Source organism: Desulfopila sp. IMCC35006, from assembly GCF_005116645.1.
Taxonomy (GTDB): Bacteria; Desulfobacterota; Desulfobulbia; order Desulfobulbales; family Desulfocapsaceae; genus Desulforhopalus_A.
In genome coordinates, this window is the sequence record NZ_SWCM01000011.1 from 1 (window position 1) to 13,889 (window position 13,889).

Sequence of the window (13,889 nt, forward strand, 5' to 3'; positions counted from 1 at the left end):
TAAACTGTTACAGTTCTTGAGCGGGCTTTGAATCACATCAGACTATGCCGAGTTGATTATTAACGAGTCCTTCATATTTCAAGGTGAAATTTGATTACTCGGCATAGTCAAAAACTCGGCATAGTGGCGTATATGCCGAGCTCGGCATATCCGTCATAGCTTCGCAACCCACCTCCTTTATCAAGGGGCAGACCTCTATTCAATCAGCCACCTCCTCGGTCATAAGTCGATAAACACCACGACAATATATCTTCACGTTACTCCGGAAAGGATGGTGCAACTCAAGAGCCCTCTCGACAAACTTGAACCCGCACAGGAGGGCGAAAAATGAAATCGCTACCTGCTCCGTTAAATAGAAAACCTCACCACGAAATTGCTGATGTTTTCAATCGTTATGGCGATCAATATCGGCAAACTAACAACCCATCATGTGATCAGGCTAAGGTAATGCGACATATTCAGACATGCCGTACAGCTGCACTTGGCGGGCATGTCGAACAATGCAACGAGTGTGGCTATGAAAAAAACGCCTACAATTCCTGCAGGGACCGACATTGCCCAAAATGCCAAACCATGACAAAAGAAAGGTGGCTAAATGATCGTAAAGCGGAGCTCCTTCCCTGTGGGTATTTCCATCTTGTTTTCACATTGCCCCACACCCTTAATCCAATTATCCTCAATAATAAAAAAACCATGCTGGCCATTTTGTTTGCTGTGGTCAACGAAAGCTTGCAAGCTTTTGCCAAAGATCCTCAATGGCGTCTTAACGGACAACTCGGCATGGTTGCGGTTCTTCATACATGGAGTCAAACCTTAATGGATCATTTTCATATCCACTGTCTTGTCCCTGCGGGAGCTTTATCGCCAACCAAAGACAAATGGAATCCGGCAAGGCAATCCTTTTTGTTCAGAATAAAATCATTGGCGAAGGAATACCGGAAGCGCTATCTGCAAAGGTTAAAGAAAGCCTACCAACAAAAAAAGATCATCTTCCCGGGGAAAACAGAAGCATTAAGTTCACCGCAAGCGTTTGCCGAAATGACCAAAAAACTGGCAGAAACTGAGTGGATAGCCTATGCCAAACGCCCCTTTGCAGGCCCTGAACAAGTCTTGGAATATCTTGGCCGCTATACACATCGAATTGCAATTTCAAACAATCGCCTTGTTGATATTGATAATGGGCGGATAACCTTTACTTATAGAGATCGAAAGAACAACAACGAAAAAAAGGTAATGCATTTGGATGCTGAGGAGTTTATCCGGCGGTTCCTTTTACATGTTCTGCCGAAAGGTTTTATGAAAATCAGATATTTTGGCTACCTGTCGAATATTAATAAAAAGAAATGTATCCAAAAAATCAGGCAACTTCTAGAGTCCAAGGAAGGAACGATCGAACAGATCAAGGAAACTGTTCAGGAGATAATGCAGCGTGTAACCGGAGTAGACATTACCTGCTGTCCCAAATGTAAAAAAGGAAAGATGATAACGATCAAGGAATTACCCAAGATGTTAAGGGATACCTCCTGACGTCTTCAGAAGGGCAAGTTCCATAAATTTAGACACGAGGCTGTCATTTGACAGAAGAGAATCTGTGCGCCTAAACCACGGCATATGTCCAAAAAAAACAAGTGGCCAGCCCATATGAGTCTTTTTCTAATAAAACACAGGCGGTCTCTACGCTCAGATTACCTTGTGGAAAGCAAAATTCAGGTCTGAAACACTTTTTTCAAACATCTTGAAAACCACATTCTAAGTATTCAATCCCCATATTATTCCTTGTAACCTAATCGTCCGTGGAGCCGGTACAGTTCTTGCGTTTTATCAAAAATTGCGTTTGGTTAAACGGTAGTCCTGGTGGCTCTTCAACTAAACGCTCCTTCGCACCACTTTGGTATTCCTTCGGGCGCAACATTCGATAAAACGCTACACTATGGACTTTTGAGATCTGAGCAGACAGCCTCCTCCACGTAAAAAGACTCTACCTCTCTTAAAGACTTTCTCTGGAAAAATCTCTACCACGAAAAAGGGTTGATTGTTACTTTATCTGGAGGCAGATAGGAAAGTACTAGCAACACCTACGATGGTCAGAAATGGAGCAAGTGTGTCGGTTGATTTTCTGGAAGCATCAATAATTTATAGTGCTCCATTTACTGCTGCTTTTCTGGGAATAAATTTGAATTTATTAAAGAGCCAGAATGCTCCTTTTAAGGTTATTTTTGGGGGCATGATCAATCTAAGAATATCAGGAACTATACATGGCTATTTTCAGGATTCTTTTTGATTGCCGTGAGCAAGGTAAACAATATAAAGTAGATGATAGGCGGATTTCACGAGCAGATTAATCGATTACGGTATCAAGAAAAATTGACTATCTATTGACTTTACTTCACCAATTCTCGCAACATCGGAGATATCGAAAAGCGGGCATACACTCTCCGGGCCACTGGTTGGGTGCGAAGCGTGGCAGGGCTGCTATCGCTCCTCAGCGTTTATTTGCTGGCCTTATGGGTGCTCAGTTATTTCGGCCAGCCGTTCGAGAAACCACCGCACCCACGCAGACACCAAACGCAGAGCTGCCAGTTTTTCTGGCGCGGGAGGTGTTTCAGAGTCTTTGGCCACTTGCTCGTTTGCGTTTGGTGCCGGTGATGGGAGGCGTTCGGTGAGTAAATATTATTTGGAAATAGTTTGTCTGGCCATGGGCAAGGATAGAGATTAGAGATTGAATCAGATGCCAGCTATCAAGAACGAGCGAAATCCTGAAGTTATAGTGACCTGTCCCCAAGATACGAGACAGAAGACCCTGACCTCGCCACATCAGGGCGACTATATCTTCTCTCGATTGTTCAACCTAGTCCGAATGATGCTGGGAGCAACCGGTTATGGCTGGTAAGAGAACTACAGTGACGAGCAAGCGTGCCCAGAAGCAGCCACAGAAACGGCGAACTGCCACAAGCAGCGGCCCACCAGCGCAGTCGCGCCGCAAATCTGGCAACCCTGGGTTCTCAGGCTATGAGTATCAGATCGAAGTCTCCGTCTGGGTGGCGCTAGACCTCATGCTTGCCAAGGACGTGACCGAAGAGATCGAGATCGAGCCTCGCTCGGAAGAGGATATCCAAGCGGCAGTAACAGACCCCTCGTCGGCTTCTCTTGGCTTACAGGTGCATTGTACTCAGTTCCACCTGATCATGCAGGCTAAGACCCGTTCGAGTTCTCCATGGTCGTCGACGGTCTTCGCCGACATCCTTCTAGGCAAGGACGCCGACGTTACGAATCAAGGCGCCAGGCGCCGCCGGCCGCTCACTATGCTCCAGGCAGATCCCCATGGCCGCTACATCTTCGTAACGAATGAAGCATCGACGGAAGCGTTGAGGCCACACGAAGGTACACACTTGTTTGACTTTCCCGAAGTCGATGAACTCCCACCACACACGCGCCACGGCTTTGACTCGACAGCACGAGCGTCTCTGGCGCCGCGAATTGTGCTGTTGACCGGCGTTACTCGCGAAGTGCTTTGCGGCCGCATCGCCGCGTTGCTCTCTCAGTACGGCCATGTCCCGATATCCAGACATGATGGCTGTTTGCGCGACCTGCGTGAGGCGGTACGCCGGCGGATTGAGGGTGCCCATGGTGGCCTTTGGACGCGGTCCGAGGTGATTGAGGTGCTGGTCAACCATGGCGGCTCGCTAGCGCCCACCCGCGATATGGACCACTATGTTCGCCCGAAGTCGTTTGACGCCATAAAGGCCCAGCTCGATACAGCGCACGCCGTGGTTATCGCGGGGCCATCGGGGACTGGCAAAACCCTGACAGCCGACATTCTTGAACTCGATCTACGTCGTGGGTCCCCCCCTTTTGACGTTGTCGGCGAAGAAAGCGGACCCGGCTTCATACGAGGGAATCTTACTCGTACCGACCCGGTCCTGTTTCACTTACGCGACCCTTGGGGTGGCAATCGCCTCACGCCCGGCGCCGATCGTTGGAGTGGCGAACTTCCCAAGCTACTCGACAATGCCGGCCCTGGGCGGAAATTTCTGATCACATCCCGCTCTGACGTGATGCAAAGTGCTGGCAACGAACTGGCAAAGGAACTGCGTCCCTATATAGTCTCGATCGAGGTCGAGGACTATGGAGCCGACCTACTCGCGGAAATTTACGATGGGCTCGCGGCGGACCTGACCGGTCACTCCAAACACTTGGCGGCACAGTATCGGAAGCGGGCGCTCGCGGTCTTGACCAGACCATTTGAGGTGAAGCGGTTCATGGTCGCATTAAGTCGCGAAGCTGGCGAAAAGCCTCGCAAGGTTGACGAAATCATTGCCGACTCACAGATCGAAGCCATCTCAGGAGTTATCGCTAAACAGGTTGGCGCAGATGGCGCCGAGGCCGCCGCAATCATTTGGGCCATGCTAAGCGCGCGAAAAGCGGTCGCGCGCGATGTCTTCGCCAAATTCGGGCGTCGTTTGAGATCGGCAGTTCCGAATTTGCGGCCTGATGTCGAAGGTCTGATTGATTTCCTGGTGGCTGGACAGAACCTGCGTCAAGACGGCGCAGCGCTGGCCTTTTACCATCCACGCGTCGAGGACGGCCTGCGTCTCACCTTCATGCTTCGTCCGCTAGATGCTGAGCGTATCCTGTCGACTTCAGTTGATGTCTTATTTGCTTGGGACCGGGCGGGAGAGGATTGGGGCATGGAAACCGGCCTCAAGGTTTTGCAGACAACCGCCAAGGTCAAGGAGCTCGAGCTGGATTTGTCGCCAGTCACGACGCAACGCCTCGATCAGTATCTCGAAGCTGTTGCCCTGTCTTCGGCCAATCGCGCCGACTTTGAAGGCGCGTTACGTGATCTTGCGCGTTTCGGATCAGACGATAACCCGCCTGCACGATTGGCTCGACTTCTTCTTGAAGGCAAACCTGAGACCGATGCCATTTTCAACATAGAACACTGGCGCGCTCCTTCTCTCTCCTGGGAGGATATTTCTGCCCTCCGAGATGATAAACACACCCAGCCGTTGATTGAGCGGTTTATCCGGGAAATTTTGCCGTTCACGCACCAGTACTATCACACTGAGCTGGTCCCGCTTCTCGAACGCCTTGCGATCAATCTCACAGGGCCTTTCTGGAACGCGCTTGATACAATCGCCGGTCCGGGCGATCCGCCCCACAATATCGATGTGATCGTTACGGGTGCTCTGACAGTCAACTCTCCAGACTACGAGCATGTGATCGAGCGCTTTGCAAGTTCGGAGGCCGAGGCTAACGCTTGGATGGAAGGCTTTGCCAAGGATTCATACGAAGCGCAGGAACACGCGGTCGATGCCGACGCGGCCGATTACATCACTGAAGAGCCTGGAGAACGGTATTTCAACGCTCGCGAAGGCATGAAGATGGTCGTGAGGCTTCGACGCGAACGTGAAGGCGTGGCATGGATTGCCGGTCATCCACAACGAAAGCTTCTTCTCTATGCACTCGGAGATCTGATCGGAGATCGTCATAGGGCACCGCCGATTGCGGAGCTGGAGTTCTTATTGGCAAATGCAGACGACTGGGTCCGGGATAAAGCTTGGTCCGCAGTGGTTTGCCATTGGGACGATGCTCTGCGCGGCTTTCTCATTGACGAGCTGGCTCGTTCGGATATCGACGGTGCCAGCCAGCGTCGGTTGCTTATCAAAATAGCTGCGGCTAACGGTCACGGCGATCCAGTGCCTGATCTTGTCGACGTAGCCAGACGTGTGCCGTTCGCACGGCGTCTGGAGTTGGTCTACGACGTTGTCACGACCAAGCTTGACGACGACCCAAAGGAAGAGGATGGCGCAGCAGTGACGCGTGCGCGGGCCGAGTGCCTGTTGAACAGCTTCGTCGATGACGAGCGCGAGTTGGCGCGGGCCTTGCTGGAGATACTGGCGGGTGGCAATATCCGCACGACGGCAAGTGCGCTGACCGAGCCAAGTCGGCAGCTTCTGGCTACGACTCTCGCCAGCGCTTCAACCGATTTGACTGGGCCGTTGGCGTGTCTCGCAGCTGGTGCCGGTATGAACATCGATGAGGCTGCTGTTCGGCTGCTCTCGACCGACAACGCAGCTGACGGCAAGGTGGCCATCCAGGCTTTGGTGATTGCCGATGCCCCCGAGCTGCGAACAATGCTTCAGCAGGCGTTGAAGCACAAGCGTTACCCAGTAAGGCGACGCGCTTTTCAGGAGCTCGCGGCCAGTGCGACAACAGACGAAAGGAACAGCCTCATTACTGTGGCCAACGATCACAGCGCGGACGTCCGACTGGCGTTCGCTGAACTCATGATAAAAGAACTTTGGCCGGAGGCAGTCGACAATTTGCTGAAGCTACTAAGCGATAGGCGTAACTATGCCAGTCACGGCTACCTAGGCGGTGTCGCACAGTGGTCTAAGTTTAGTGTGGCGCGCGCGGCTGCAAGAGCTCTGGGAGCCTACGAGTCTTTGCCGGCTCCTGCGATTAACGTTCTTCTCCAGGCTGCACAAGCTGACAATCCGGATCCTTTTGTCACATACGCGGCGCTCACCGCGATTGCCAAACAGGACGATACCCGGATTGTGCCAATTATGCTGTCGGCGCTATCAAGTCCAGGCCTTGACCAGTCGCCGTCCCACCGGCCTCGCTCGCAGGCTGCGGCTTGGGCTATCTTCGATCGAGCTATAAGTGGACATTCGGATATGTTGACTCCTGATGCAACAAGCGTCGCCGAACGGGATGAGGCGCCCATAGCCGGTCCATTGCTAATCGCTTTTGGCATTCATCCCAGCGATGCGCGAGAGACGCTACTGTCGCGACTCAAAGCCTCTCACCAACTTGATCGCGAGGCGCTCGTTCGCACGGCGGCGATTGTGGTCAATAACGTTGAGGGGATGACGCTGGATGATCGAGAGCAGATACTGTTGCGGTTGATCAGCGGCGAAACTGTGGACTCGCTAAGTCCCGGGCATCGAACATTGGTCGAGTCATGGAGTGAGGCGCTTGATGTCCGCTCCGGATTTGGGCGCTTCATCGCCTGGATCGTCGAGAAATTCTTTAACCTACCCTTGGACGGTGAGATCGGGGACATCCGCGCCTATATCCTACCCGAACGCATCGGCGTCATGAACCTGCGCTCCCTCTCTCCTTTCAGGGAAGAGGACGGAGGGAGAGTGGACAGTGGTAGCCCGTAGGTTGGGGTGACGGCGGAACCCCAACATTTGCCGTGCCCGTGGCGTTGGGGTTCGCTTTGCTTACCGCCAACCTACTTGATTTTTGCCCTTGGCTTCCCATATCAAGAAGAAAAAAGGCAAGATCTATTTATGCCTCAAATATAACCAGTAAATACACCGGATTACCCGGTGATTAACTCGTTGGGCAAATGAGAATATTATGAACGAAGAAGAAAAGAAGGCCAGGAGAGAAAAACTGAGAAAAGGGATCAAGGTATCCCGTATAGCGCATAAGATTGTCATGAGCAGTTTCGATGAAATAAACGACTTCAACGACTTTATGAAGTCGGCTATCAAAAGAGAGCAGGACCTCACCTCTAAACGTCTTGAGAAGGGAGCAAGTGGGTTAGAAGGAGAGGAACTTGATCGATACTGGGATTTTTTCGCAGAAGACTACCAGAAAATAGGCTCAGTTTTTGAAAAGCTCGCCCTTGATTCCTTTGTCGTAATGCTCTATTCCCGTGTGGAGACTGGAATGGCAACATTGTGTGACGCACTGCGTCAAGATAGGCAGAAGGATAAAGGAGAAAAGATCGGTTTGCGCTACAGTGATCTCCGAGGGAGCGGTTACCTTGACCAAGCGAGGCTTTACATTGAAAAAGTTCTTGGCATTGATCTGGACCTTGGAAGCAACACCCAATGGCTTGAAATAAATGCACTCAAGGCACTTAGAAATACGATTGTCCACGAAGAAGGTTGGATAAATACCAAGAATACAAGATTTAAGAATTATATCAAACGAGGATTTATCGAACTTAGAAATCAAAATGAAGAGAACGATCAGATCTCGGGACGTGTCATAATAAGTGCTGCGTATATCGATTACATTCTACCGCAGATCCGGACGTTCTTTCTGAACATCAAGATCTAAAAATGACTCTTGCGTGATCAAAGTAGAAAAATCAGCAATGTTGCCCGACAGCCTTTTTCAGAGGACAGCAAAAAGCCTCGGCCGCTGAAAAGCACGTTGTCTATACTGGTCACTTCGGGATGAGTGTCAGGCAGCGTGCAAGATAGTAACTGAGATAATGGTGTGAAAGTACTTTCAACGCCGACGATGGTCCGAAATGGAGCAATTAAATTTATTGATAGTCAATCTTAAATCATCAGATGCTCCATTGGGAGTATGCTTTGGAATCAGGTCCAAGTTCGATCTGCTCAGGAAACATCTACACTTAGCTGCTATGGAGATAATTTTATATTGCCAGCACACTCTTAAATAACTCACCAGATCTATCTTGAATAACTGGCTCTGTTCTGAACAGCGACAGGATTGCAATCATTTACAATCAGTAGCAAAGATGTAATCAGGAGGCCTCTGCGAGGACCTCCTGATTTTCTGCGCCATTGTTGAATAAAAGATACGATTGAAATCTAAAAGTCGCCGTGCAAAACCCTTGCCTCGTAAACGAGCCAGTAGATTTCGGACTGACTTTCACAATTGCTTATCCAGTCATTTCCATCAGGCTTGGCCGCAGTAGCACAGCCATCGATTTTCCACGAGAGACTTTCAAGCTGATGAGTAGCAGCCTGATCATGCTTTTTCTGGAGCGATTTGTTGATTGTTTTTATCTTCTGGAGAAGGTTCTTTTTATCTGATCTGCTGTGAAAATCGTTTATATCCAAGCCAACAATAATTTGTTCTGCTTCCGTTAATTTTTCGAGAATAGTATTAAGCGGATCTAGGGCACCGTAAATCAGGATTTTTGACTCATCTACATAATTCCAACCAGCTTCGAGTATATCTATATCCGTTGTCCCTTTTGGAAGCGGCTCAACGCGGATGATAGTGGCGCTTCTTGTTGAGAAGCCGGCATTGTGATCCCAATCTTCGGTAAACGGCCAGATAACTTCTTGAACATCAGAAGTTGAGCCCTGATCCGGCGGGCCAGGATTTTTTTGCGGGGGAACAAGGCGAAATGGCCCCTCGCCATCAAGTTTATTTGCATCCGTGAGCGCTCCTGTCTCGAGATAGAAGCCGTCACGAACATACGCCAGGACCATCTGCAGTCCATTTTTTACATCTATCGGTTCTCCATTCACTAATTTTTCTACCCCAGGTGCTGAGTAGTCACACCAGCCCCAGGGGGTTTTGGCTACATCGGCTTGGTCGTCATAGTAGAAATTTGCTTGTGGATAATGGCCGTAGACGTGGTACATAAGGGGATCGCTGTCCTCATCCAGCGGATGGTATTGGGCCCAACCATCCGGCGCAAATACCGTAATGCCTGTGGCTGTGTCGAGTATTTTAACAGTGTCTAGCAGGTCTGCAACCGGTACGCCTCCGTATGTAGTGTAAAAATCACCAGACTTGTGAGTGTTCATCAGCATGGTCTGCTCGTGGTATGGAAAATAGCCCTCCAATTCGTCGCGACTGATAACTACATATGGTGCAGGTACCTTTGTCGGATCATCATTCGGATCACCGGGAAAACGAAGAGCATTTATTTCTACTGTATTGCTGTAACCGTCGCTGTCCGAATCGAGATTCTGGATAGCTGTGAATGCGGCGAAATTTTTCCCATTATTCCTGTAATCAACTCCGTATCCATTCAACGTATCATTGATGTCTCCACTTTCGTCATAGCCGTAGGTGTAATGACACCATTGGCAACTGCCGAGTTTAACAGAGACCCCGGGCTTTTTCTCGTATTGGCCGCCGGAATGGCACAGCGCACAGCTGTCAAGTTTTGTGCCCGCTATTGCCGGGATTGCCTGCACAGCAATGTCGGAATCGGTATCTCCCCCGTGATGATACGCTCCATGAGCTGATGACAGCGGTAAAAAGAATAAGCTAACTACTACTCCCCAAAGCGTGTATTTCATTCTCCCCTCCAAAGTTAAATCCTATTGGCAATCTGTATATTACGCAGTCTTCTCTGATACCTTGGCTGAACGATTACCGATTATGAAAGAGCAATTTTGAAAAAACTGCAGTTACCTCAGCATAAATGTTGAGAACATTAATAGTTATTTCTTCTATCACAACTATTTCCGTGATATTAACTAACAGCAACTAATAGCGACAGGACCAAGCTGTTCGCCGACCTTACCCATCTTTTGGCTCATGTGTGCCTAACGAGCCGAAATCATCATTCTGCCGAATAGTTACTGGAAGAAAAGACAGAGTTTTGTTCATCTCTCGTCGCAATCTGAGGATATGTGGATAAGTGGGTTGCCAACAATAATCGTCACTTCGGTTTGTCCGATGTGATCTATGCATTGTATGTCGTATCTGGTCAATGATTGCTAGCAGCATGTCCGATAATATTTTCGTATCGAACACCAAACCATTATTGTGACTACCCGATAAAATCTCTCAAGAAGAGAACGACACCCCAGCGAGACATAGCTACTATGGACCTTTTGTTCTCGGTAGACCAAAAGCCTATCAAAATTTTAACTGCTTCCTGTACAAGAAAATTCCAGAAAATATTCGATGGTCTCTTCGGCAGGAGCGTTAGGCAACGTGGTTGATAGTAACTGAAAATCGCAGAAATTGAAGAAATATTTATGAGGTGGAATAGTCAAAATCGATAGGAGAACTGAACCGCTGCGCGGACTGGTGGTAGATTATAGCGTTGTTTTTTTTGAACCAATGCAGTTGTGAAAAATCACCAACCGACTCATTTGACTGAAAGTGATTGCTATTGGGGCTCCTTCTAAAGTAGGCTTAACCTACGTCCTCGAAATATTGAAAGAGTCCGAGGAAGTTCGCCAGCCATGCTCTCATTTTTTTGGTTGGAAGGAAAGGGGACGTTGAAACTCACGGTCGTAAGAAAGGCCGCGTACGTCGGACGCAGGTAATGTACAGGAGCATACAATACCCGTATTTGCTGTTGGTGCGTCCTTTTTTCGGCATTCCTCTGCTTCAGAGCCCCCCTTAGTCCTCTCTATCCACCTAGAATCACTTCATTATCCGGAGAGCACTCCTGGTTAATTGTAATTAAGAGGAGCTGGTACAGTTCTTACGTTTTATCGATAATTACGCGAAATCTTTTTAAACCTGACCGTTCAATAATTGCGACTGTTTAGCGGAAGATTGACTCATTTCCTCGGGCGTAACAATTGATAAAACGCTACACTATGATATCTGGACTATTGAGATCTGAGTAGGCAGCGTCCCTCGCGTTAAAAGTCAAAGCTATCTTTCAAAGACTTTCTGTGGAATTATCTTGGATGTAGAGGCTATGGGGAAATATCTTTTGGAAGAAAAAACGTGGTGCGTCCCATATTTCACTACTGATTACGTGCCATCTGGCCATGGTGAATTCTACCCAAGGTTGAATGAAGGCCGTCCCGAAGCATATCTCCTTGAAAGGTTAACATATAACTTGTTGCGGTTCTGTAGTTCCATTCGGACATCATCCCAATCCAAGCCTAGATATACTGAGGAAACAGCTTCACCGTCTGAAATCTCATAAGCCTTAAGTCCAAGCAGATTATCGCCATGAGCTTCTGCATATTTTTGCTGGGCATCTTCTATTGTAGCCCTTGCCGATATCACCGAATCAACCATCAGTGTGCGAGCAATATCCAAAACGTAGCTAAGTGATTCTACGTATCGTCTTGCTGCAACAGTAAGATCAACCTTTTCTGGCATTTCGGCCAATATTGTTTTCTTGAAAACATCATCTTCCGCCAGAAACTCGCGTAGTGCAAAAATGTTGACGGTAAATTCCATGTTCTCGTAACCATCGATATTTTTCCACTGAGCACTTGGTTGGAAGTAGTGGATTGGTAAGCCTTTGTGTTGGGTGTAGTTTCTCAGTGCTTCCATAAACCGATACTCAAAGCAATCGTCATAAGCGTCAGAGCGCTTCAAATCTAAAGTATTACGTGCATCTGGGTCACCAGGGACACAGTAACAGATATCATGAGCCAATTGGTCGAGAAACAGTCGTGTTGAGGTTAAAATGTTCACCAAGCATGCATTCAATACCATTCGATCATTAAAAATATGTTGGTAGTTAAGGCTGGGACGCACTGTGTTGATGGTTGCCTGTTCTAACAATTGCTTTTCAAGTTCTAGATAATTGTGAACTAGAATTTCCCATTTTTCCTCAATCGCGTAAGCACTGTTTAGTGTTTGCTTGGCGATTCTTAACTGAAAAAAATCATTTTCAGCTATCTCTACTTCGGGTACTGCCGCCAGGACTGCTTTCCTCAATAAATATCTCATGTAACCACTAGCGTAATATATTAATATTAAATGGATAATAATGGCCTGCGATCAGGTTAAAATTGAAATCTAACAGTTAAGTACTTTCTTCTAGATGAGATAACTCCAAATAATCTTAGTCTGTGCGATTCCAGGCTCACAAGAAAAGAAGGCCGGTTTTGATCGATAGATATCTGAACTCCGACCGCTGTCAAACACCAGTATAGGTATGTTGATTTCGGGATAAAGGTAATTGTAGATGTCCCTATACATAATCCCAAACATATCTTAATCTGAGAAGGAACCGTGGTCTGTCCACGATTTGCGCTTTCCTGCCCGGCCACGGCTCGGTAATCTTCGTGAAACGCCTAGCATGCTAGGTGCTGTGGGACAAAGGGAGCCCACCCGGCTACTCGATTATATTTCAGTTTCAAGTTTATTATTTTGAATATCATATTGCTGATAGAATATTGGAATGCCAAATTTTGCTCTTAATCCCGTTAGATACATTTTGGTTTCTTCAGTTGCTATAGGTGGTGCGATGATGATTAGTTTTGTTGCATGTTCGTTATCTGGCCAATACGAGTATTCAAGGATTTGTCCTAATGCTTCACGTATAGCTGCCTTGGCAGTTTGAGCTGTTTTTATTTCGTAAAATACAAATCCACGACTATTTTTTGCGACAATATCCACTTTTGTTTGATAGCCCAAATCGTTTTCAGTTCCTACATTCCCTTCTCCATATACATCCTCAATCAAAGAAAATATCTCAGTCTGGATTTCATTATGAAAAAGTGACTTATCATTTTTTCCACCTTTGGAATTGGTCACTGTCTCTATTTTCCCAGGGCTGTGTCCTGGTTTAAAAACGAAACCATTGCGAGACCCCTTTTGGAGATTTGGTTGCTGAATAAAACCTAGTAGATTGTAATAGTAAGAAGGTAAGGCTGGATCATTTTTATCGAGTTCGACTGGGTCGTCTAATAAAAATATATTTTGTACCTTAAATCGTATATTAAAAAAAATATCGCTTCCCGTTTCTTTAAAATACTTAAGATCAAGATTCATTTTTCTTAAATCAGCTTCCATTTCTGAAAGCCAACCATTCTTTTTGTACATTCCATAAACATGTTTTGATTTTTCTTCAGTGATAACCTCCACTGACATGATTTCTCCTAGCCACCATTTCCTGTTTTTGTTTGATTGTATTTTCTCTATTGAATAGAGGCTAATATCATATATTGCACCTCTGTGTATACTTGTTTTATTATTGAATTGTTGCAAAAATCCATAGACATAACCGTCGATTACCTTGTCAGTGTCAAAGGTCCATTCTTCATGCCCAAAACCTGTGATGTATTCATAAGATTCTTTATTTGAGCTTTTGCCATTTCTTCCAGATGGTGAAACCCAATGATTGCTGTTCCAGCATATTCTTGCGATCTTTTTCTCGGGCATTGAATATCCTTTAAAATATAATGTGTAGGGAAACCGGCGAGTTTAAGCGAGTCCGA

Annotated in this window: 7 protein-coding genes; 4 read left to right on the forward strand and 3 right to left on the reverse strand. The window is 47.3% G+C overall.

Features of this window, described 5'->3' with window-relative positions; all coding sequences use genetic code 11:
• Window positions 1-148: 148 nt before the first annotated feature.
• The 4 genes from FCL47_RS17060 to FCL47_RS17075 all read left to right on the forward strand — a co-directional run bounded on the left by FCL47_RS17060 (window position 149) and on the right by FCL47_RS17075 (window position 8,085).
• Complete coding sequence (locus FCL47_RS17060) at window positions 149-331, forward strand: tyrosine-type recombinase/integrase (RefSeq protein WP_304992145.1); 183 nt, start codon at window positions 149-151, stop codon at window positions 329-331.
• Window positions 328-1,527, forward strand: coding sequence for an IS91 family transposase (locus tag FCL47_RS17065; RefSeq protein ID WP_136814749.1), 1,200 nt, complete (start codon window positions 328-330; stop codon window positions 1,525-1,527). Before FCL47_RS17060 ends, FCL47_RS17065 begins: the two co-directional genes overlap by 4 nt.
• Window positions 1,528-2,900: 1,373 nt before the next feature.
• A complete protein-coding gene (locus FCL47_RS17070; RefSeq protein WP_136814750.1) occupies window positions 2,901-7,175 on the forward strand; it encodes a hypothetical protein in 4,275 nt (1,424 codons plus the stop codon).
• A 199-nt stretch (window positions 7,176-7,374) separates the two neighbouring features.
• Window positions 7,375-8,085: a hypothetical protein gene (locus FCL47_RS17075; protein WP_136814751.1), complete on the forward strand. Its 711-nt coding sequence runs from the start codon at window positions 7,375-7,377 to the stop codon at window positions 8,083-8,085.
• Between the two features lie 503 nt (window positions 8,086-8,588).
• Here FCL47_RS17075 and FCL47_RS17080 read toward each other — a convergent pair.
• The 3 genes from FCL47_RS17080 to FCL47_RS17090 form a co-directional block, all read right to left on the reverse strand.
• Complete coding sequence (locus tag FCL47_RS17080; protein ID WP_136814752.1) at window positions 8,589-10,040, reverse strand: GEGP motif-containing diheme protein; 1,452 nt, start codon at window positions 10,038-10,040, stop codon at window positions 8,589-8,591.
• A 1,447-nt stretch (window positions 10,041-11,487) separates the two neighbouring features.
• Window positions 11,488-12,396 carry a hypothetical protein gene (locus tag FCL47_RS17085; protein WP_136814753.1) on the reverse strand — a complete coding sequence of 303 codons (909 nt, stop codon included), beginning with the start codon at window positions 12,394-12,396 and terminating at the stop codon, window positions 11,488-11,490.
• A 396-nt stretch (window positions 12,397-12,792) separates the two neighbouring features.
• Entirely contained in the window at window positions 12,793-13,833 is a 1,041-nt protein-coding gene (locus FCL47_RS17090; protein ID WP_136814754.1) for a hypothetical protein, read from the reverse strand.
• Window positions 13,834-13,889: the final 56 nt, after the last annotated feature.